This is a genomic window from Pseudomonas sp. FG1, from assembly GCF_034313875.1.
Taxonomy (GTDB): Bacteria; Pseudomonadota; Gammaproteobacteria; order Pseudomonadales; family Pseudomonadaceae; genus Aquipseudomonas; species Aquipseudomonas veronii.
In genome coordinates this window covers 1,976,709-1,998,970 of record NZ_JAVIWP010000001.1, presented here as the reverse complement: position 1 = coordinate 1,998,970, position 22,262 = coordinate 1,976,709, and the positions used below count along the sequence as shown (strand labels likewise).

15 protein-coding genes, 2 tRNA genes and 3 rRNA genes are annotated in these 22,262 nt (G+C 59.2%); 9 read left to right on the top strand and 11 right to left on the bottom strand.

Annotated elements, in window-relative coordinates; translation table 11 throughout:
• Positions 1-116: 116 nt before the first annotated feature.
• The 7 genes from rrf to RGV59_RS09115 all read right to left on the bottom strand — a co-directional run bounded on the left by rrf (position 117) and on the right by RGV59_RS09115 (position 8,833).
• A 5S ribosomal RNA gene (gene rrf / locus RGV59_RS09145) occupies positions 117-232 on the bottom strand.
• Positions 233-388: 156 nt separating this feature from the next.
• Positions 389-3,280, bottom strand: a 23S ribosomal RNA gene (locus tag RGV59_RS09140).
• A 247-nt stretch (positions 3,281-3,527) separates the two neighbouring features.
• Positions 3,528-3,603: transfer RNA gene (locus RGV59_RS09135), tRNA-Ala, on the bottom strand.
• A gap of 27 nt (positions 3,604-3,630) precedes the next feature.
• Positions 3,631-3,707: transfer RNA gene (locus tag RGV59_RS09130), tRNA-Ile, on the bottom strand.
• A gap of 83 nt (positions 3,708-3,790) precedes the next feature.
• Positions 3,791-5,327: ribosomal RNA gene (locus tag RGV59_RS09125) — 16S ribosomal RNA — on the bottom strand.
• Together the 16S, 23S and 5S rRNA genes with 2 tRNA genes alongside form the textbook arrangement of a ribosomal RNA operon.
• A gap of 623 nt (positions 5,328-5,950) precedes the next feature.
• Entirely contained in the window at positions 5,951-7,444 is a 1,494-nt protein-coding gene (locus tag RGV59_RS09120; RefSeq protein WP_017849625.1) for a CoA-acylating methylmalonate-semialdehyde dehydrogenase, read from the bottom strand.
• Between the two features lie 39 nt (positions 7,445-7,483).
• On the bottom strand, positions 7,484-8,833 hold the full coding sequence (locus RGV59_RS09115; protein WP_017849626.1) for an aspartate aminotransferase family protein: 1,350 nt from the start codon (positions 8,831-8,833) through the stop codon (positions 7,484-7,486).
• Between the two features lie 125 nt (positions 8,834-8,958).
• Here RGV59_RS09115 and RGV59_RS09110 point away from each other — a divergent pair, with 125 nt between their 5' ends.
• The 6 genes from RGV59_RS09110 to RGV59_RS09085 all read left to right on the top strand — a co-directional run bounded on the left by RGV59_RS09110 (position 8,959) and on the right by RGV59_RS09085 (position 14,974).
• Entirely contained in the window at positions 8,959-9,879 is a 921-nt protein-coding gene (locus tag RGV59_RS09110; RefSeq protein ID WP_017849627.1) for a LysR family transcriptional regulator, read from the top strand.
• Positions 9,880-9,967: 88 nt separating this feature from the next.
• Positions 9,968-11,359, top strand: coding sequence for a uracil-xanthine permease family protein (locus RGV59_RS09105; RefSeq protein ID WP_102618841.1), 1,392 nt, complete (start codon positions 9,968-9,970; stop codon positions 11,357-11,359).
• 87 nt (positions 11,360-11,446) lie between these two features.
• Complete coding sequence (locus RGV59_RS09100) at positions 11,447-12,106, top strand: TetR/AcrR family transcriptional regulator (protein WP_017849629.1); 660 nt, start codon at positions 11,447-11,449, stop codon at positions 12,104-12,106.
• Between the two features lie 12 nt (positions 12,107-12,118).
• On the top strand, positions 12,119-12,700 hold the full coding sequence (locus RGV59_RS09095; RefSeq protein ID WP_017849630.1) for an IMPACT family protein: 582 nt from the start codon (positions 12,119-12,121) through the stop codon (positions 12,698-12,700).
• Between the two features lie 56 nt (positions 12,701-12,756).
• On the top strand, positions 12,757-13,443 hold the full coding sequence (locus RGV59_RS09090; protein WP_017849631.1) for an SDR family oxidoreductase: 687 nt from the start codon (positions 12,757-12,759) through the stop codon (positions 13,441-13,443).
• A 172-nt stretch (positions 13,444-13,615) separates the two neighbouring features.
• A complete protein-coding gene (locus RGV59_RS09085; protein WP_017849632.1) occupies positions 13,616-14,974 on the top strand; it encodes an 8-oxoguanine deaminase in 1,359 nt (452 codons plus the stop codon).
• An 89-nt stretch (positions 14,975-15,063) separates the two neighbouring features.
• Here RGV59_RS09085 and RGV59_RS09080 read toward each other — a convergent pair whose 3' ends face one another.
• Positions 15,064-16,152: a calcium:proton antiporter gene (locus tag RGV59_RS09080; protein ID WP_017849633.1), complete on the bottom strand. Its 1,089-nt coding sequence runs from the start codon at positions 16,150-16,152 to the stop codon at positions 15,064-15,066.
• Positions 16,153-16,344: 192 nt separating this feature from the next.
• Between RGV59_RS09080 and RGV59_RS09075 the strand changes: the two genes are divergently transcribed.
• Positions 16,345-17,298, top strand: coding sequence for an adenosine deaminase (locus RGV59_RS09075; RefSeq protein ID WP_017849634.1), 954 nt, complete (start codon positions 16,345-16,347; stop codon positions 17,296-17,298).
• Positions 17,299-17,362: 64 nt separating this feature from the next.
• On the opposite strand, the gene RGV59_RS09070 is transcribed toward RGV59_RS09075, so the two are convergent.
• The 3 genes from RGV59_RS09070 to RGV59_RS09060 form a co-directional block, all read right to left on the bottom strand.
• A complete protein-coding gene (locus RGV59_RS09070; protein ID WP_102651116.1) occupies positions 17,363-18,733 on the bottom strand; it encodes an MFS transporter in 1,371 nt (456 codons plus the stop codon).
• Between the two features lie 105 nt (positions 18,734-18,838).
• A complete protein-coding gene (locus RGV59_RS09065) occupies positions 18,839-19,534 on the bottom strand; it encodes an ArsR/SmtB family transcription factor (protein ID WP_017849636.1) in 696 nt (231 codons plus the stop codon).
• Between the two features lie 137 nt (positions 19,535-19,671).
• Positions 19,672-20,598, bottom strand: a complete 927-nt coding sequence (locus RGV59_RS09060) for a LysR family transcriptional regulator (RefSeq protein ID WP_017849637.1) — start codon at positions 20,596-20,598, stop codon at positions 19,672-19,674.
• A gap of 118 nt (positions 20,599-20,716) precedes the next feature.
• Here RGV59_RS09060 and RGV59_RS09055 point away from each other — a divergent pair, with 118 nt between their 5' ends.
• On the top strand, positions 20,717-21,010 hold the full coding sequence (locus RGV59_RS09055) for a putative quinol monooxygenase (RefSeq protein ID WP_017849638.1): 294 nt from the start codon (positions 20,717-20,719) through the stop codon (positions 21,008-21,010).
• 140 nt (positions 21,011-21,150) lie between these two features.
• Positions 21,151-22,164, top strand: a complete 1,014-nt coding sequence (locus RGV59_RS09050) for a zinc-binding alcohol dehydrogenase family protein (RefSeq protein ID WP_046485741.1) — start codon at positions 21,151-21,153, stop codon at positions 22,162-22,164.
• The last annotated feature ends 98 nt before the right edge of the window (positions 22,165-22,262 follow it).

Below are 22,262 nucleotides of genomic sequence, written 5' to 3'. Positions count from 1 at the left end.
TCAGAAATAACTGCGCAATTTTATCGAGTACCGAGGGGGGCGAGCCACTTGACCCTTTCCGACCGCCCAAAACAAAACCCCTGTCTGCATAAGCAAACAGGGGTTCTGGAATTTAATCTTGACGATGACCTACTCTCACATGGGGAAACCCCACACTACCATCGGCGATGCATCGTTTCACTGCTGAGTTCGGGATGGGATCAGGTGGTTCCAATGCTCTATGGTCGTCAAGAAATTCGGGTACTGAGTCGTGGCCAGCTGGCCTCGCTTCAGCAAATTGGGTATGTGATAGTTTTCGGTGTTTTGTAAGCGTCGAACTTTCGGTTCGTTTCGTCTTCACACACCGCAATCTGGTCTCTTTCGAGTTCGCAAATTGCTTGGGTGTTATATGGTCAAGCCTCACGGGCAATTAGTATTGGTTAGCTCAACGCCTCACAGCGCTTACACACCCAACCTATCAACGTCGTAGTCTTCGACGGCCCTTCAGGGGACTCAAGGTCCCAGTGAGATCTCATCTTGAGGCTAGTTTCCCGCTTAGATGCTTTCAGCGGTTATCTATTCCGAACATAGCTACCCGGCAATGCCACTGGCGTGACAACCGGAACACCAGAGGTTCGTCCACTCCGGTCCTCTCGTACTAGGAGCAGCCCCTCTCAAATCTCAAACGTCCACGGCAGATAGGGACCGAACTGTCTCACGACGTTCTAAACCCAGCTCGCGTACCACTTTAAATGGCGAACAGCCATACCCTTGGGACCGGCTTCAGCCCCAGGATGTGATGAGCCGACATCGAGGTGCCAAACACCGCCGTCGATATGAACTCTTGGGCGGTATCAGCCTGTTATCCCCGGAGTACCTTTTATCCGTTGAGCGATGGCCCTTCCATACAGAACCACCGGATCACTAAGACCTACTTTCGTACCTGCTCGACGTGTCTGTCTCGCAGTCAAGCGCGCTTTTGCCTTTATACTCTACGACCGATTTCCGACCGGTCTGAGCGCACCTTCGTACTCCTCCGTTACTCTTTAGGAGGAGACCGCCCCAGTCAAACTACCCACCATACACTGTCCTCGATCCGGATAACGGACCTGAGTTAGAACCTCAAAGTTGCCAGGGTGGTATTTCAAGGTTGGCTCCACGCGAACTGGCGTCCACGCTTCAAAGCCTCCCACCTATCCTACACAAGCAAATTCAAAGTCCAGTGCAAAGCTATAGTAAAGGTTCACGGGGTCTTTCCGTCTAGCCGCGGATACACTGCATCTTCACAGCGATTTCAATTTCACTGAGTCTCGGGTGGAGACAGCGCCGCCATCGTTACGCCATTCGTGCAGGTCGGAACTTACCCGACAAGGAATTTCGCTACCTTAGGACCGTTATAGTTACGGCCGCCGTTTACCGGGGCTTCGATCAAGAGCTTCGCGTTAGCTAACCCCATCAATTAACCTTCCGGCACCGGGCAGGCGTCACACCCTATACGTCCACTTTCGTGTTTGCAGAGTGCTGTGTTTTTAATAAACAGTCGCAGCGGCCTGGTATCTTCGACCGGCATGAGCTTACGGAGCAAGTCCTTCACCCTCACCGGCGCACCTTCTCCCGAAGTTACGGTGCCATTTTGCCTAGTTCCTTCACCCGAGTTCTCTCAAGCGCCTTGGTATTCTCTACCCAACCACCTGTGTCGGTTTGGGGTACGGTTCCTGGTTACCTGAAGCTTAGAAGCTTTTCTTGGAAGCATGGCATCAACCACTTCGTCATCTAAAAGATAACTCGTCATCAGCTCTCGGCCTTAGAATCCCGGATTTACCTAAGATTCCAGCCTACCACCTTAAACTTGGACAACCAACGCCAAGCTGGCCTAGCCTTCTCCGTCCCTCCATCGCAATAACCAGAAGTACAGGAATATTAACCTGTTTTCCATCGACTACGCTTTTCAGCCTCGCCTTAGGGACCGACTAACCCTGCGTCGATTAACGTTGCGCAGGAAACCTTGGTCTTTCGGCGTGGGTGTTTTTCACACCCATTATCGTTACTCATGTCAGCATTCGCACTTCTGATACCTCCAGCAAGCTTCTCAACTCACCTTCACAGGCTTACAGAACGCTCCTCTACCGCATCACTTACGTGATACCCGTAGCTTCGGTGTATGGTTTGAGCCCCGTTACATCTTCCGCGCAGGCCGACTCGACTAGTGAGCTATTACGCTTTCTTTAAAGGGTGGCTGCTTCTAAGCCAACCTCCTAGCTGTCTAAGCCTTCCCACATCGTTTCCCACTTAACCATAACTTTGGGACCTTAGCTGACGGTCTGGGTTGTTTCCCTTTTCACGACGGACGTTAGCACCCGCCGTGTGTCTCCCATGCTCGGCACTTGTAGGTATTCGGAGTTTGCATCGGTTTGGTAAGTCGGGATGACCCCCTAGCCGAAACAGTGCTCTACCCCCTACAGTGATACATGAGGCGCTACCTAAATAGCTTTCGAGGAGAACCAGCTATCTCCGAGCTTGATTAGCCTTTCACTCCGATCCACAGGTCATCCGCTAACTTTTCAACGGTAGTCGGTTCGGTCCTCCAGTTAGTGTTACCCAACCTTCAACCTGCCCATGGATAGATCGCCCGGTTTCGGGTCTATTCCCAGCGACTAGACGCCCTATTAAGACTCGCTTTCGCTACGCCTCCCCTATTCGGTTAAGCTCGCCACTGAAAATAAGTCGCTGACCCATTATACAAAAGGTACGCAGTCACCTAACAAAGTAGGCTCCCACTGCTTGTACGCATACGGTTTCAGGATCTATTTCACTCCCCTCTCCGGGGTTCTTTTCGCCTTTCCCTCACGGTACTAGTTCACTATCGGTCAGTCAGTAGTATTTAGCCTTGGAGGATGGTCCCCCCATATTCAGACAAAGTTTCTCGTGCTCCGTCCTACTCGATTTCATGACTAAGAGATTTTCGCGTACAGGGCTATCACCCACTATGGCCGCACTTTCCAGAGCGTTCCGCTAATCTCAAAGCCACTTAAGGGCTAGTCCCCGTTCGCTCGCCACTACTAAGGGAATCTCGGTTGATTTCTTTTCCTCAGGGTACTTAGATGTTTCAGTTCCCCTGGTTCGCCCCTTACACCTATGTATTCAGTGTAAGGTAACCATCTTATGATGGCTGGGTTCCCCCATTCAGACATCTCCGGATCAAAGTCTGTTTGCCGACTCCCCGAAGCTTTTCGCAGGCTACCACGTCTTTCATCGCCTCTGACTGCCAAGGCATCCACCGTATGCGCTTCTTCACTTGACCATATAACCCCAAGCAATCTGGTTATACTGTGAAGACGACATTCGCCGAAAATTCGAATTTCTCAATTAAGAGAACTCACAAATTTTACCTTAGCCTGATCCGTTACCAGTGAAAGTAACGTTCAGTCTATCTTTCTATCACATACCCAAATTTTTAAAGAACGATCTAATCAAAGACTAGAAATCAACATTCACCATCATCACGATGGAATGCTCATTTCTAAGCTTTCAACTTCCAGAAGCAGTAGTGGTGGAGCCAAACGGGATCGAACCGTTGACCTCCTGCGTGCAAGGCAGGCGCTCTCCCAGCTGAGCTATGGCCCCGTATTTCTACAGGTTCCCACACAAAATTGGTGGGTCTGGGCAGATTCGAACTGCCGACCTCACCCTTATCAGGGGTGCGCTCTAACCAACTGAGCTACAGACCCAATTTCGGGCTGCTTCTTTATCGTCTTCTTCAATGAATCAAGCAATTCGTGTGGGAACTTATGGAGCAGCTGATGTCGTCGATTAAGGAGGTGATCCAGCCGCAGGTTCCCCTACGGCTACCTTGTTACGACTTCACCCCAGTCATGAATCACACCGTGGTAACCGTCCCCCCGAAGGTTAGACTAGCTACTTCTGGTGCAACCCACTCCCATGGTGTGACGGGCGGTGTGTACAAGGCCCGGGAACGTATTCACCGCGACATTCTGATTCGCGATTACTAGCGATTCCGACTTCACGCAGTCGAGTTGCAGACTGCGATCCGGACTACGATCGGTTTTCTGGGATTAGCTCCACCTCGCGGCTTGGCAACCCTCTGTACCGACCATTGTAGCACGTGTGTAGCCCAGGCCGTAAGGGCCATGATGACTTGACGTCATCCCCACCTTCCTCCGGTTTGTCACCGGCAGTCTCCTTAGAGTGCCCACCATTACGTGCTGGTAACTAAGGACAAGGGTTGCGCTCGTTACGGGACTTAACCCAACATCTCACGACACGAGCTGACGACAGCCATGCAGCACCTGTCTCAATGTTCCCGAAGGCACCAATCTATCTCTAGAAAGTTCATTGGATGTCAAGGCCTGGTAAGGTTCTTCGCGTTGCTTCGAATTAAACCACATGCTCCACCGCTTGTGCGGGCCCCCGTCAATTCATTTGAGTTTTAACCTTGCGGCCGTACTCCCCAGGCGGTCAACTTAATGCGTTAGCTGCGCCACTAAGAGCTCAAGGCTCCCAACGGCTAGTTGACATCGTTTACGGCGTGGACTACCAGGGTATCTAATCCTGTTTGCTCCCCACGCTTTCGCACCTCAGTGTCAGTATCAGTCCAGGTGGTCGCCTTCGCCACTGGTGTTCCTTCCTATATCTACGCATTTCACCGCTACACAGGAAATTCCACCACCCTCTACCATACTCTAGTCAGTCAGTTTTGAATGCAGTTCCCAGGTTGAGCCCGGGGATTTCACATCCAACTTAACTAACCACCTACGCGCGCTTTACGCCCAGTAATTCCGATTAACGCTTGCACCCTCTGTATTACCGCGGCTGCTGGCACAGAGTTAGCCGGTGCTTATTCTGTCGGTAACGTCAAAACAATCACGTATTAGGTAACTGCCCTTCCTCCCAACTTAAAGTGCTTTACAATCCGAAGACCTTCTTCACACACGCGGCATGGCTGGATCAGGCTTTCGCCCATTGTCCAATATTCCCCACTGCTGCCTCCCGTAGGAGTCTGGACCGTGTCTCAGTTCCAGTGTGACTGATCATCCTCTCAGACCAGTTACGGATCGTCGCCTTGGTGAGCCATTACCTCACCAACTAGCTAATCCGACCTAGGCTCATCTGATAGCGCAAGGCCCGAAGGTCCCCTGCTTTCTCCCGTAGGACGTATGCGGTATTAGCGTCCGTTTCCGAACGTTATCCCCCACTACCAGGCAGATTCCTAGGCATTACTCACCCGTCCGCCGCTCTCAAGAGAAGCAAGCTTCTCTCTACCGCTCGACTTGCATGTGTTAGGCCTGCCGCCAGCGTTCAATCTGAGCCATGATCAAACTCTTCAGTTCAAACATCTTTGGGTTTTTAAGAAACCCTAAACTTGGCTCAGCAATCGTTGGTTACATCTTTGATTTCTCGCGGAGTAACTTGTGATGCTGATAATCTTGTTGACTATCAGTCTGACTCCACAAGCACCCACACGAATTGCTTGATTCAGTTGTTAAAGAGCGGTTGGTTAAGATCTTTCGTCTCAACCGAGGCGCGCATTCTACAGCAGCCTCATTTGCTGTCAAGTGATTATTTTCAGAAGTTTTCAAAGTTTCCTTTGTAACTTCAACCACTTGCGCTTCCGATCTCTCGTTAGCGGGAGGCGAATTCTACAGCGTTACACGCTGCTGTCAACACCTCTTTTTCTCCGCTTTCGACCGAGAAGATCGAAACGTCAATAGAGCCAAACAACACCGCTCTACCAACTCCTTCCAGGCTTCGATGAACTGAAGCAGGTCGCTGTCGAATCTTGCGTAACTCTTTGTTTACCAAGGAGTTTTCCGTTTCGACTGCGCCGGAAGTGGGGCGAATTATAGACGTCCAGGATTTGCCGTCAACACCTTTCTTCACAATTCTGTCATATCGGTCAAAAAGGCCGCAAAAACGCGAAAGCCGGCCCCAAGGGGCCGGCTTTCAACGCGTCTTACAAGCTAGGGAAGGCAAACTGTGACGCTTCATGACTGGCCCGTTGCGGCCAGCGCTGGGTAATAGCCTTGCGCCGGGTATAGAAACGCACCCCATCCGGCCCGTAAGCATGCAAGTCGCCAAACAGCGAGCGCTTCCAGCCGCCAAAGCTGTGGTAGGCCACCGGCACCGGCAGTGGAACGTTCACGCCGACCATGCCCACTTCAATCTCGTCACAGAACAGACGCGCCGCTTCACCGTCACGGGTGAAGATGCACGTGCCGTTGCCATACTCGTGATCGTTGATCAGTTGCATCGCCGCTTCCAGGCTATTGACCCGCACCACGCACAACACCGGCCCGAAGATCTCTTCTTTATAGATACGCATCTGCGGCGTCACGCGGTCAAACAAACTGCCGCCGAGGAAGAACCCCTGCTCATGCCCGGCAACGCTCAAGCCACGACCATCGACCACCAGCTCAGCGCCCGCGGCCACACCGTCTTCTATATAGCCGCTGACCTTATCCCGCGCCTGGCCGGTGACCAGCGGCCCCATATCCAGGCCGCACGAGGTGCCCGCGCCAATCTTCAGCGCCTTGACCTGCGGCACCAACTTGGCGATCAATGCATCCGCCACCTGGTCACCCACACACACCGCCACCGAGATCGCCATGCAACGCTCACCGCAGGAACCATAGGCCGCGCCCATCAAGGCACTGACCGCATTATCCAGATCGGCATCCGGCATCAGCACCGCATGGTTCTTCGCGCCGCCCAGCGCTTGCACGCGTTTGCCGCGCTTGGTCGCTTCGGCGTAGATGTACTCGGCAATCGGCGTCGAGCCCACAAAGCTCAAGGCCTTGACCTCCGGCGCTTCGATCAGCGCATCCACCGCGCCTTTGTCGCCATGCACCACGCTCAGCACGCCCTTAGGCAGGCCGGCCTCCTGCAGCAATTGCGCGATCAGCAGCGTCGAACTCGGATCACGCTCCGACGGTTTGAGGATAAAGCAGTTGCCGCAGACGATCGCCAGCGGGTACATCCACAACGGCACCATCGCCGGGAAGTTGAACGGGGTAATCCCGGCCACTACGCCCAACGGCTGGAAATCCGACCAGGCATCGATGTTCGGCCCCACATTGCGGCTGTACTCGCCCTTGAGAATTTCCGGCGCCGAGCACGCGTACTCCACGTTCTCGATGCCACGCTTCAATTCCCCCGCCGCGTCTTCCAGGGTCTTGCCGTGCTCCTCGCTGATCAACTGCGAGATGCGCGCTTCGTTCTGCTCCAGCAACTGCTTGAAACGGTACATCACCTGGGCACGCCTGGCCGCCGGCGTATTACGCCAGGCCGGGAATGCGGCCTTGGCCGAGTCGATCGCGCGCTGGATGGTTTCGCGACTGGCCAGCGGCACCTGGTGAATCACCTGGCCGGTGGACGGGTTGTACACATCGGCGGTGCGACCGGATTCGCTGACCAATTGGCCGTCGATCAAATGCTGGATAAGGCTCATGCAGGGCTCCTGAAAAGTTGTTCTATATAGAAGGAGAAATCAGTCGATCTTGTTCAGCACTTCGCCGACGGCATCGAACAGGCGATCCAGGTCCTGCGGCTTGCTGTTGAAGGTTGGCCCGAACTGCAGGGTGTCGCCGCCAAAACGCACGTAGAAACCGGCTTTCCACAAGGCCATGCCAGCCTCGAACGGACGCACGATGGCATCGCCGTCACGCGGGGCAATCTGGATCGCACCGGCCAGGCCGTAGTTGCGGATGTCGATCACGTTCTTGCTGCCCTTCAAACCATGCAGCGCATTCTCAAAGTGCGGAGCGACTTCGGCGACGCTCTGCACCAGGTTTTCCTTCTGCAGCAGGTCCAATGCCGCCAGGCCAGCCGCGCAGGCCACCGGGTGTGCCGAGTAGGTGTAGCCGTGGGGGAATTCCACCGCGTATTCCGGCGTCGCCTGGTTCATGAAGGTCTGATAGATCTCGCTGCTGGCAATCACCGCGCCCATCGGGATCGCGCCGTTGGTGACTTGCTTGGCGATGCACATCAGGTCCGGAGTCACGCCGAAGCTGTCGGCACCGAACATCGAGCCGGTACGGCCGAAACCGGTGATCACTTCGTCGAACACCAACAGGATGTTGTGCTGGTCGCAGATTTCACGCAGACGCTTGAGGTAACCCTGTGGCGGCACCAGCACGCCAGCGGAGCCGGCCATCGGCTCGACAAATACCGCGGCAATGTTCGATGCGTCGTGCAACTCGATCAACTTGAGCAGTTCATCGGCCAGGGCAATACCGCCCTGCTCCGGCATGCCGCGCGAGAATGCATTGCTCGCCAGCAAGGTGTGAGGCAGATGGTCAACATCCATCATCGCCTGACCAAACATCTTACGGTTGCCGTTGACGCCACCCAGGCTGGTGCCAGCGATGTTCACCCCGTGATAACCACGGGCGCGGCCGATCATCTTGGTCTTGGTAGACTGGCCTTTTAGGCGCCAGTACGCACGCACCATCTTCACCGCCGTATCGGCGCACTCGGAACCGGAGTCGGTGAAGAACACATGGTTGAGGTTGCCCGGGGTCAGGTCGGTGATTTTTTCCGCCAGTTGAAACGACAGCGGATGACCGTATTGGAAGCCCGGCGAGTAGTCCAGCGTGCCCAGTTGCTTGGCGACCGCTTCCTGGATTTCCTTGCGGGTGTGCCCGGCGCCGCAGGTCCACAGCCCCGACAACGAATCGTAGACCTTGCGGCCCTTGTCATCGGTCAACCAGCTGCCTTCGGCGGCCACGATCAGGCGCGGGTCACGCTGGAAGTTACGGTTGGCGGTGTAAGGCATCCAGTGAGCGTCCAACTTCAGTTGGCTGGCCAGGGACGAAGGGGCGTTTTCGGACATGTTCATCAGCAAAACCTCGCAAGGCAAAAAGCAGCGCCGGGATTGAAAAGCGTTCTTGCAGCTAAATTGCCACGGGGATAAAGTCTGTGAAATCCAACTCTTCTAACCTTCAGTCAGGCCCTGACTAAACTATGAGCATCCGTCGACCCGACCCCCTGGCCCAAGTCAGCGACTTCGATATTCGCCTGTTGCGCATCTTTCGCAGTGTGGTGGAGTGTGGCGGCTTCTCGGCGGCGGAGACCGTGCTCGGCATCGGCCGCTCGGCCATCAGCCAGCAAATGAGCGATCTGGAGCAACGCCTGGGATTGCGCCTGTGCCAGCGCGGGCGTGCCGGATTCTCGCTGACCGAGGAAGGCCGCGAGGTCTATCAGTCGGCACTGCAACTCTTGAGCGCCCTGGAAAGCTTTCGCACCGAGGTCAACGGCCTGCACCAGCATTTGCGCGGCGAACTGATCATCGGCCTCACCGACAACCTCGTCACCCTGCCCCACATGCGTATCACCCATGCCCTGGCGCAATTGAAGGAACGCGGCCCGGACGTGCAGATCCAGATCCGCATGATTGCCCCCAATGAAGTGGAACAAGGCGTGCTCGACGGCCGCCTGCATGTCGGCGTGGTGCCCCAGGCCAGCGCGCTGTCCGGCCTGGAATACCAGGCGCTGTACAGCGAACGCTCGCTGCTCTACTGCGCCGTCGGCCACCCGCTGTTCTATGCCGACGACAAGCAGTTGGAGGATGGACGCATCGACGACCAGGATGCGATCGCCCCCACCTTCCGCCTGCCCGCCGAGATCCAGGCCCACTACCAGGCCCTCAACTGCACCGCCAGCGCTTCGGACCGCGAAGGCATGGCGTTCCTGATCCTCACCGGCCGCTACATCGGCTACCTGCCCGATCACTACGCCAGCCTGTGGGTACAACAAGGCCGACTACGCGCGCTGAAACCGGCTACACGTTTTTACGATTTAAGCCTGGCATCGGTCACGCGCAAGGGGCGGCGCCCTCATTTGGTGCTGGAAAGTTTCCTCGACAGCCTGGCGGCAACCCGCTAATTCGGGCCTCGCACAAAAAGCTGAGCAAGTGGACAGCTTTTTGCAAGAGCACAAGGACCTAGAACCGTCCGACTCGAGTTTGCCCGCCATGCCACCAGAAACGTCCAGCCCCAGCGACCTGATCTACGGCCTCAACGACCGCCCAAAACCCCTGCCCGCCCTACTGGCCGCCCTGCAACATGTATTGGCCGCCTTCGTCGGCATCATCACGCCGCCGCTGATCATCGGCTCGACCCTGGGCCTGGCGGCTCACCTGCCGTACCTGATCAGCATGGCGCTGATGGTGTCCGGTGTCGGCACTTTCATCCAGGCGCGTAGGCCGTTTGGCATCGGCGCCGGCATGATCTGCCTGCAGGGCACCAGCTTTGCGTTTCTCGGCGCCGTGCTGTCGGCGGGCTTCCTGGTCAAGCAACGCGGCGGCAGCCCGGAAGACATCCTGGCGATGATCTTCGGCGTGTGCTTTTTCGGCGCCGCCGTACAAATCGTGCTGAGCCGTTTTATCGGGCAACTGCGCCGGGTGATCACGCCGCTGGTCACCGGGATCGTGATTACCCTGATCGGCATCAGCCTGATCAAAGTGGGTATCACCGACCTCGGCGGCGGGTTCAATGCCGCCGATTTCGGCGCGCCCATCAACCTGGCACTGGGCCTGTTCGTGGTGTTGACGATCATCCTGCTCAACCGCTCGAACACACCCTGGGTACGCCTCTCGGCGATCATCATCGGCCTGGCCCTCGGCAGCCTCGCGGCCTGGTTCAGCGGCAAACTGGTGCCCCAGGCCCTGCCCGACCTGCCGTTGATCAGCCTGCCGATGCCGTTTCGTTATGGTTTCAACTTCGACTGGAGCGCCTTCCTACCCATCGCGCTGATTTATCTGATCAGCAGCATCGAAACCGTGGGTGACCTCACCGCCAACTGCATGATCGCCCGCCAGCCCATCAGCGGCCCGTCTTATATAAACCGGCTCAAGGGCGGCGTACTCGGCGACGGGGTGAGCTGCATGATCGCCGCCACCTTCAGCGCGTTCCCCAACACCACGTTCGCCCAGAACAATGGCGTGATCCAACTCACCGGTGTGGCCAGCCGCTATGTCGGCCTGTACATCGGCGTGGTGCTGTTTTGCCTCGGCTTGTTTCCATCGATCGGCGCGGTGCTGCAGCAAATCCCCAAACCGGTATTGGGCGGCGCGACCCTGGTGATGTTCGGCAGCGTGGCGGCGGCCGGCGTGCGTATTCTCGCCCAGGCGCCGCTGGACCGACGCAGCATGCTGATCATCGCCACCTCGTTCGGCGTCGGCCTGGGCATTGCCGCCCAACCGAACCTGCTGCACTTGATGCCGACGCTGGTGCAAAACCTGTTCGACTCGGCCATCACCAGCGGCGGGCTGACCGCCATCGCATTGTGCCTGTTACTGCCGGAAGCCAAAGCGAGCCCCGCAGCAAACAACGCGCCACATGGCGATACGCTGGAACCGCTTTGAGGGTTTTATTGCATCAGGACTTGTCTGAGGCTTGAGGGTGGGTTATCTGTGCATACATCGTCTCTATCGATCAGCACGGAAACCTCCATGAGCCTCGAAGTTCCTGCCCACAGCACCCACGCCGGGAAGCCCGCCAGCCGCATTCGGCAAAAGAACGAGCAAGCGATTCTTCAAGCGGCCGAAGACGAGTTCGCGCGTCACGGCTACAAGGGCACCAGCATGAACACCATCGCTGCCAGCGCCGGGTTGCCGAAGGCCAACTTGCACTACTACTTCACCAACAAGATGGGCCTGTACGTCGCAGTACTCAGCAATATCCTCGAACTGTGGGACAGCACCTTCAACGCGCTGACCGCCGAGGACGACCCGGCCGTGGCCCTCACCCGCTACATCCGCACCAAGATGGAGTTTTCCCGACGACAGCCCCAGGCCTCGCGGATCTTCGCCATGGAGATCATCAGCGGCGGCGAATGCCTTACCGAATACTTCGGCCAGGACTACCGCGCCTGGTTCAGCGGCCGGGCGGCCGTGTTCCAGGCCTGGATTGATGCCGGCAAGATGGACCCCATCGACCCCGTCCACCTGATCTTCCTGCTGTGGGGCAGCACCCAGCACTATGCCGACTTCGCCAGCCAGATCTGCCGCGTCACCGGGCGCACCAAGTTGACCAAACAAGATATGGAAGACGCCGGCACCAACCTGATCCACATCATTCTCAAAGGCTGTGGCATCAAGCCCGCCCTCTAGACGACACCGCCTATGCCTTTCACCCTCACCGGCCTTTGCGAATTCCGCGAAGAAATTCGCAAAAGCCGCTTCATCACCCTGGCCGCACCGATCACCAGCGCGCAAGAAGCCCAGGCGTTCATCGAGCAGCACAGCGACCTGAACGCCACGCACAATTGCTGGGCCTGGAAACTCGCCGACCAGTACCGCAGCAACGACGACGGAGAACCTGGCGGCACCGCCGGGCGACCGATCCTCGCCGCCATCGAGGCCCAGGGCTTCGATCAGGTGGTGGTGCTGGTGATTCGCTGGTACGGCGGCATCCAACTCGGCACCGGCGGGCTGGCGCGGGCGTATGGCGGCGGCGCGAACAAATGCCTGCAAACCGCCGAGCGCATCGAGCTGATCAGCCGCGTGCCGTTGAGCTGCGACTGCGGGTTTTCCGAACTGAACCTGGTCAAGTTGCGGGTCGCCGAACTCGGCGGGCTGGTGCTGGAGGAACACTTCACCGCCAACGGCGTGGAGCTGCAACTGGCCCTGGGCGAAGCACACATCGACACCCTGCAAAACCAGCTTGCCGACCTGAGCCGGGGGCGTATCCTGCTGCAACGTTGAAACTGCTAATGTTGTTCGCTGAACGCCCTGAACCGCGACGTCAAAGGAAGCTCTTCATGTCTACGCCAAAAACCGCACTGATCATCGGCGCCTCACGCGGGCTGGGCCTTGGCCTGGTCAAGCAATTGCTCAAGGATGGCTGGGACGTGACCGCCACCGTGCGTGACCCGAACAAGGCCGACGCCCTGAAAGCCGTTGGCCCGGTACAGATCGAGAAACTCGACATGGACGATCAGCAAGCCGTGATCGCCCTGAGCCAGCGCCTCAAGGAACGCACATTCGACCTGCTGTTCGTCAACGCCGGCGTCAAGGGCCCGGCGAACCAGGAACCTGGCCACGCCACCCTGGCGGAAGTCGGCCAGTTGTTCTTCACCAACGCCGTGGCGCCGATCAACCTGGCCCAGCGCTTTGTCGGGCAGATCCGCAAAGATTCCGGCGTGCTGGCGTTCATGAGTTCAGTCCTGGGCAGCGTGACCATCCCCGACGGTTCCGAGCTGGCGCTCTACAAGGCAAGCAAGGCCGCCCTAAACTCGATGACCAACAGCTTCATCACCCAACTCGGCGAGCAAAAAATGACCGTGCTTTCCCTGCATCCGGGTTGGGTGAAGACCGACATGGGCGGCGAAAACGCACACATCGACGTCGAGACCAGCGTGCGCGGCCTGCTCGATCAGGTGAATGCCTACACCGGCAAAGGCGGCCACCACTTCGTGGACTACCGGGGCCATACCATTCCCTGGTAAGCCGCCATCAAAGGTGGGAACACGCTTCTCGAGAGCAGCGCGTTCATACCGGTAGACCCGATCTAGAACTACACGTAATCTAGCCACCTCGCCTTCACCGGCGACCCTGGATCAGCAGACAGGGCAACACTGAGCTGGCAAACCTGAACCCATCATTCAGAGGAGCCGGCCCATGCCTGCGACCCGTATCTGGTTAAAAAACCCCCTCGCGATTTTCACTGCCAATGGCCTCGATGCCCGTGGCGGCCTGGTGCTGCAAGACGGTGTGATCAGCGAACTGCTGGGCATCGGGCAAGCGCCTGCACAGCCCTGTACGCAGGTGTTCGACGCCCGCGAACATGTGGTGCTGCCGGGGCTGATCAATACCCATCATCACTTCTACCAGACCCTGACTCGCGCCTGGGCGCCGGTGGTCAATCAGCCGTTGTTCCCGTGGCTGAAGACCCTGTACCCGGTGTGGGCGCGGCTGACCCCGGAAAAACTCGCCCTGGCCAGTAAAGTCGCGCTGGCGGAATTGCTGCTCTCAGGCTGCACCACGGCGGCAGACCACCACTACCTGTTCCCGGACGGCCTGGAACATGCCATCGACGTGCAAGTCGACGTGGTGCGCGAACTGGGCATGCGCGCCATGCTCACTCGCGGCTCCATGAGCCTGGGCGAAGCCGACGGTGGCTTGCCGCCGCAGCAAACCGTGCAACAGGGCGCGGTGATTCTGGACGATAGCCAGCGCCTGATCCGCCAGTACCACGAACGCGGCGACGGCGCGCAGATCCAGATCGCCCTGGCGCCCTGCTCGCCGTTTTCCGTCACCCCGCAAATCATGCAAGCCAGCGCCGAACTGGCCGCGAGCCTCGACGTGCGCCTGCACACGCACCTGGCGGAAACCCTCGACGAGGAAGATTTCTGCCTGCAACGCTTCGGCCTGCGCACCGTGGACTACCTCGACAGCGTCGGCTGGCTCGGCCCGCGCACCTGGCTGGCCCACGGCATTCACTTCAACCCGGATGAAATCGCCCGCCTGGGCGCCGCCGGCACCGGGATCTGCCATTGCCCAAGCTCGAACATGCGCCTGGCCTCCGGCATCTGCCCGACCCTGGACCTGCTCGCCGCCGGTGCCCCGATCGGCCTGGGCGTGGACGGTTCGGCTTCCAACGATGCGTCGAACATGATCCTCGAAGCCCGTCAGGCGCTGTACATCCAGCGCCTGCGTTATGGCGCGGAAAAAATCACCCCGCAAGGCGTGCTGGGCTGGGCGACCAAAGGCTCGGCGCAGTTGCTCGGTCGTTCGGATATCGGTGAGTTAGCCGTAGGAAAGCAGGCCGATCTGGCGCTGTTCAAGCTCGACGAACTGCGCTTCTCCGGCAGTCACGATCCGATTTCGGCGTTGCTGTTGTGCGGCGCCGACCGGGCCGACCGGGTGATGATCGGCGGGCAATGGCGGGTGATCGACGGCCAGGTCGAGGGCCTCGACCTCAAAGGCTTGATTGCCGATCACAGCCAGGCCGCCCGTAACCTGATCAACCCTTTGTAGGAGCGAGCTCGCTCGCGAAAAACGTCAACGCTAATGCAGGTGTTCTGATTCACACGGCGCTCTCAGATTGTTCGCGAGCAAGCTCACGCCTACACCCCTAACAGCGACAACATGATAAAGGTCGCAAACAACACAAAGTGGGTCATCCCTTCGATGGCGTTGGTTTCGCCATCGTTGAGGTTGATCGCACTGACGATCAGCGTGATCAACACCATCACGCTTTGCACCGGCGTCATCGCCATCTGGAACGGCTGGCCGGAGTAGAGCGCCATCGCTTCCATCACCGGCACCGTCAGGATCACCGTCGACAACGATGCGCCCAGTGCAATGTTCACCACCGACTGCATGCGGTTGGCCAGGGCGGCGCGCAAGGCGGTCAGAATCTCCGGTGCCGCCGAGATGGCCGCGACCACAATCGCCGTCATCACCGGCGGAGCGCCCGTGCCTTCCAGGCCCAGGTCGAGGGTCTTGGACATCACCTCGGCCAGCGCGCCAATCACAACCACCCCGAACACCAGCGTACCGATGGCATATGCCAGGTTCACCGGCGGCGCCTGTTCTTCCGGCAACGTCTTGCGGCGTTTTTCCGGGTAGCTGTAGCTGAAGAAATAACTGTGCGGGCCCACCTGCATGCGCAGGAACAGGGTGTAGAGCACCACCATCGCGCCGATGGTGAAGGCCGAGTAAATTTTCCAGTCCGCTTCGGGGATGAATTCCGGCACCACCATCGACACGCCCATGGCGGTGAGGATCATCACGCTGTAGGTGCGCGCCGAATCGTCATTGTAGGACTGTTCGCCGTGCTTGATGCCCCCCATCAGCGCGGCCAGGCCGAGGATGCCGTTGATATCGAGCATCACCGCCGAGTAGATGGTGTCGCGCACCAGGGTCGGCGACGGTTCGTTGCTCATCATGATCGCCAGGATCACCACTTCCACCAGCACGGCGGCCAGGGTCAGGATCATGGTGCCGTAGGGGTCGCCGACCTTTTCCGCCAACTGCTCGGCATGGTGAGCGACGCGCATCGACGCCACCACGATAAAGCCGATCAGCGCCAGGCCGGCCAGCAGCGCGACCATTTGCCCGTTATGGAGCATCCAGTGCTCCAGCGGGTACGCGGCGACGGCGGCGATCAGCGCCAGCAGCATGAATTTTTCTTGCTTGAGAGAGGTGAGCATTGCGGGCCTTTTGTGCGGCAAATCAGTCATTGACGGGGTACAGACTGCAGTACATCGCTAACGTTTCGTTACATCTTAGTTCGCAGCGCCCCTGCGCGAATAGATCCAATACTCTCCTCTTGGTCAGGTTTTGCCGATTATTTCAGTCATGGCCTGTAGAATGCCGCCATTGCACCCGATGAGATTTTAGACATGTACGATTGGCTCAACGCCCTGCCCAAGGCTGAACTGCACCTGCACCTGGAAGGCTCGCTGGAGCCTGAGCTGCTGTTCGCCCTGGCCGAGCGCAACAAGATTGCGCTGCCATGGAACGACGTCGACACCCTGCGCAAGGCCTACGCCTTCAACAACCTGCAAGAGTTTCTCGACCTGTATTACCAGGGCGCCGATGTATTGCGCACCTCCCAGGATTTCTACGACCTGACCTGGGCCTACCTGCTGCGCTGCAAAGCGCAGAACGTGATCCACACCGAACCCTTCTTCGACCCGCAAACCCACACCGACCGTGGCGTGCCGTTCGAAGTGGTGCTCAACGGCATCGCCGCCGCGCTCAAAGATGGCGAGCAGCAACTGGGCATCACCAGCGGCCTGATCCTCAGCTTCCTGCGCCACTTGAGCGAAGCCGAAGCCGAGAAAACCCTCGACCAGGCGCTGCCGTTTCGCGATGCGTTCGTGGCCGTGGGCCTGGACAGTTCGGAAATGGGCCACCCGCCGAGCAAGTTCCAGCGTGTGTTCGACCGTGCCCGCAACGAAGGCTTCTTCACCGTGGCCCACGCCGGCGAAGAAGGCCCGCCCGAGTACATCTGGGAAGCCCTCGACCTGCTGAAAGTCCAGCGTATCGACCATGGCGTGCGCGCCATCGAAGACGAGCGCCTGATGCAACGGATCATCGACGAACAGATCCCGCTGACCGTGTGCCCGCTGTCCAACACCAAGCTGCGCGTGTTCGACGACATGGCCCAGCACAACATCCTCGACATGCTCGAGCGTGGGGTGAAGGTGACGGTGAACTCGGACGACCCGGCGTACTTCGGCGGTTACGTCACCGAGAACTTCCATGCGCTGTACACCGCCCTGGGCATGACCCAGGACCAGGCCAAACGCCTGGCGCAAAACAGCCTGGATGCGCGGCTGGTGAAGCCCTGACGGCGTAAAACGCGACTGACAATGTGGGAGCCAGCGCGCTCCCACATTCGTTGTGGATTGCCGGTTAGATCTCGCTCAACTCTTCCAGGGTCTTGCCCTTCGTCTCCATCCCAAACACCCACACCACCAGCGCCGCCACCGCAAAGCACAATGCGCCCAGGGCAAACACCCCGCCCTGCCCGGTAATCGGGAACACCAGCCCGGTCACCAACGGCCCGAGCAACGACCCGACCCGCCCGATCGCCGAAGCGAACCCGGCCCCCGTCGCCCGCGCCGAGGTGGGGTACAACTCCGGCGTGTAGGTGTACAGCACCGCCCACATGCCAAACAGAAAGAACTGCATCAACAACCCCGAGGCGATCAGCAGGCCGATATTGCCGCCAAACACCGCGCTTTGCCCATACAGAAACGCCATCACCCCGCCGCCGAGCAAGGTCACCACGCACACCGGCTTGCGCCCCCAACGCTCTACCAGCCAGGCCGCCATCAGGAACCCGGGAATCCCGCCCAGGGAAATGATCACCGTGTAATACACCGACTGGGTCACCGCAAACCCCGACTGCTGCAGCAAGGCACTCAACCAGGAGGTGAGCCCATAAAAGCCGAGCAAGGCGAAGAACCACACACTCCAGATCATCATCGTGCGCTGGCGATACTGCGCCGACCATAATTGCTGGAACGCCGAGAAGAAGTTGCCCGGCACACTCTCCACCCGCGGCAGGCGAATCGGCTGCGGCAACTCGGCGCGGCCCAGGGAGTCGCGCACTTTCGCCTCGATCCCCAGCAACACCTTATCCGCCGCCGCATGCCGCCCGGCCTGCTCCAGCCAGCGCGGCGACTCCGGGATAAAAAACCGGATCGCCAGCACAAACACCGCCGGCACCGCCAGCACCAGGAAGATGTCGCGCCAGCCGATCAGCGGCAGCAAAAAGTACGACAGCACCCCCGCTGCCACAAAACCCAACGGCCAGAAGCCATCCATCAACGCGATATAGCGCCCGCGCCCCTTGGCCGGAATCAGCTCCGAGAGCATCGACTGCGCGATCGGAAACTCCATGCCCATGCCAATGCCGAGCAGGATGCGAAACAGCGTCAGCGTCTCCACCGTCTGCGCCGTGGAACATAAGTAGCTGGCGATCCCCCACAACACGATGCTCCACTGGAACACCGGCTTGCGCCCGAAGCGATCGGCGAGCATCCCGGACAACGACGCGCCCACCACCATGCCGAAAAAACTCGAACTGGCCAGCAAGCCAGCCTGGGCCGTGCTCAGGCCGAACTCGGCTTTGATCGAGCCGAGCAGGAAAGTCATCATCGCCAGATCCATGGAGTCGAAGAAAAACGCCAGGGCGATGATGATAAAAATGACTCGGTGGTAACCGCTGATGGGCAACCGTTCCAGCCGTTCTGCCGCGCTATAGCCGTGCGTACCCATGCCCCATCCCCTGTGTGAATAATCCCCTCTGGGAGTGTGGGCCATGGTTTTTCCGGGTTATTGCTGGGTGCGACCTGATCGCAACTCTGAACGACGTCATCCGGGTCAGAGCGCGTCGGGCACGGCCAACCGGGTGATTTCCGCCAACCCGGTGTCGCTGACGAGCAAGGCGCGGGACTCGTTGACCGCACGGATCCAGTTCGACTGCAAAAACAGTTGCAATAGCCCGGCTCCCAGCGCGCCGCCCAGGTGCGGTTGCTGCTGGCTCCAATCGAAACAGTCGCACACCAGCGGCAAGGCCAGCGCCTGGGTGAAAATGCCCAGGCCGGCCAGGTGCTGCGCGCCTTTGACCGTGACTTGGGTGCGGAGCTCGTGGCGCTCGATCCAGCCGGCCGCGATCATCCGCTGATACAGTTGCGCCGCCAGTTCGCCGCCGAGGTGCCCATGGCATAACCGCGCATGGCGCAGCGGGGCCGGCGCCGCCAGGGTCAGCGGTGAAGCCTGCGGTGAGCTGCGCGCCGCACTGGCCATGGTGGTGCTGGCCAAGGCATCGATGGCGGTGCTGACATCCGCCGCCGCCACACGAAACAACCGCTTGCCGCGACGCGCTTCGACACGCAGCAAACCGCCGCCGGTAAGCCGCGCCAGATGGGCATTCGCCGAGGCCGGCGACAACCCCGTGAGCGTCGCCAGTTCCTGGGAAGACTTGGCCGAGCCGTCCATCAAGGCCCAGAGCATGGCGGTGCGTTTTGGCTCGGCGAGCAAGCTGGCAATCTGACTGATGCAAGGTGCCTGTTCCATGTGTTCACTCCTTGTTAAATCATTTCTCTGCTGTGGTTGGCGCCAAAGTATAGGTGCGCAAGCAGCCAGTTCCCCGGCGTCTGACAGCGCGGATAGGGACAGGATCTGAGTGAAATTTCCGGCTTTAGTGGAGGCTATTACGCACTGGTGAATTGTTCCGACCACTGCGCGGTCAATGTCGCACAACGGGACACGAGCATTTCCCGCAGCAGGTTGATGGGCTTACTCAACTGCGCGCGATGCGCGCATAACAGGTTGAGCGGCGTCCGCTCGCCGCGCAGCTCAGGCAGAATCACGCGCAAGCGTCCGGCGCGGACGTCGCTGCTCACATCCAACCAGGACTTGTAGGCGATGCCCACCCCGGCGACAGCCCATCGCCGTACCACGTCAGCATCGTCACTGAAGCGGTCGCCGCCGACAGTCAGGCTGACTTCGCGTTTGCCGTCATGAAACGTCCAGTGGTCATGCACGCGAGTGCCGAGCATATACAGCAGGCAATTGTGCTGGGCCAGTTGCTCCAGATGCCGCGGTTCGCCGTGGCGCTCGAGATAACTGGGCGCCGCGCACAGCACGCGCACGTTATCCGGCGCGACGGGCAGCGCGACCAGGCTGGAATCCTCCGGTTCGCCATAGCGCAGGGCGATATCCACCGGCTGGCGGAACAGGTCGGCAATGCGGTCGCCCAGCAACAGGCGCACCGTCAGTTGCGGATAGTCACGCTGGAACTCGTCGAGCCAGGGCAACAGCTGGTTGCGACCAAAATCCGAGGGTGCCGACAGTTGCAGCACACCGCTGACATGGTCCTGGCCACTGGCCAATAACCGCCGCCCTTCGTCCAGCGAGCTCAGTGCGGCACGCGCATATCCGAGAAAGCCGTCCCCTTCAGCGGTGAGGCGCAGGCTGCGAGTGGAGCGCGCCAGCAAGCGCGTGCCCAGTTGCTGTTCGATACGCTTCAACGCCGCGCTGGCCACCGCCGGCGACAGGTCCATGACCCGCGCCGCGGCCGACAGACTGCCCAGGTCCGCTGCGCGCACGAACAACTGCAAATCATCAAAGCGCAGCATCCAATCCCACCCATTATCAAAATATTGTTGAAACAGACTGCTGTTTTAGCCGCTTTTATCTGCATCGGAAATAGCCAATCATCTGCCCATCCCATACAGCCCGTGTCAGGAGTCGAATATGTCCGCTGCCTTTAACGTCATCGCCACGCTGATCGCCAAACCTGGCCAACAACACACCCTCGAGTCGCTGCTGCGCGGCCTGCTGGAACCGACCCGCCAGGAAGCCGGTTGCGAACAGTACGACCTGCACCAGGACCTGCAACATCCCGAGACGTTCTACATGCTCGAACGCTGGCGCGACGACGCGGCCCTGGCCGACCACGACCAGAGCGCACACATCCAGAGCTTCCGTGCCAAGGCCGCTGACGTACTCGCGCACTTCGAACTCAAGCGCCTGAAATTTCTTGCCTGATCACCGCGTTTTTTTGTAGGAGCGAGCTTGCTCGCGAAAATCGTAAACGATGACGCCGCGCTTTTGATTCAGCGCGGCCCCTGTGAGTTTTTCGCGAGCAAGCTCGCTCCTACAGTCAACTCCCTACTTCTGGAGCCCCCATGAAAGCCATTGCCTACTACGCCTCACTGCCGATCAACGATCCGAAATCCCTGCAAGACATCGAGCTGCCGGAACCGGTCGCCGGCCCCCGCGACCTGCTGGTGGAAGTCAAAGCCATCTCGGTCAACCCGGTGGACACCAAGGTCCGCCAGAACGTCGCCCCGGAAAACGGCGCCGCCAAGGTGCTCGGCTGGGACGTGGCCGGTGTGGTCAAGGCCGTCGGCAGTGAAGTGACGCTGTTCAAGGCCGGTGACAACGTGTTCTACGCCGGCTCCCTGGTACGCCCGGGCGGCAACAGCGAACTGCACACCGTAGACGAGCGCATCGTCGGCCATATGCCCAAGAGCCTGGGTTTTGCCGACGCGGCCGCCTTGCCGCTGACCGCCATCACCGCCTGGGAACTGTTGTTCGAACGCCTGCAAGTGCGCGAGGGTAAAAAGGACGAAGGCCAGAGCCTGCTGATCGTCGGCGCTGCCGGCGGCGTGGGGTCGATCCTGACCCAATTGGCCAGCCAGCTCACCGCACTGAAGGTCATCGGCACCGCGTCGCGCCCGGAAACCCAGGCCTGGGCCAAGGCCCTTGGCGCCGACCTGGTGATCGACCATAGCCAGCCGCTGAGCGAAGCCCTGAAACACGCCGGTGTGGCGCAGGTGACCCACGTCGCCAGCCTGACCCAGACCGACCACCATTTGGATCAACTGGTCGAAGCCCTGCAGCCCCAAGGCAAGCTGGCGCTGATCGACGATCCGAAGGCCCTGGACGTGAGCAAACTCAAGCGCAAGAGCCTGTCGCTGCATTGGGAATTCATGTACACCCGCTCGATGTTCGAGACGCCGGACATGATCGAGCAACACAACCTGCTCAATCGCGTCGCCGAGCTGATCGATGCCGGCACCCTGAAAACTACCGTGGGCGAGCACTTCGGCGTGATCAACGCCGAGAACCTACGCCGCGCCCACGCGCTGCTCGAGAGCGGCAAGGCCAAGGGTAAGATCGTGCTGGAAGGGTTCTGAAAGAGGTCTGTCAGTGTCGTCCGTCATTCGTGTAAGTGATGGACGACGCCACTAGTCAGGGAATTGACCTTTGTCATCATTGTGAACGTATTCGGGTT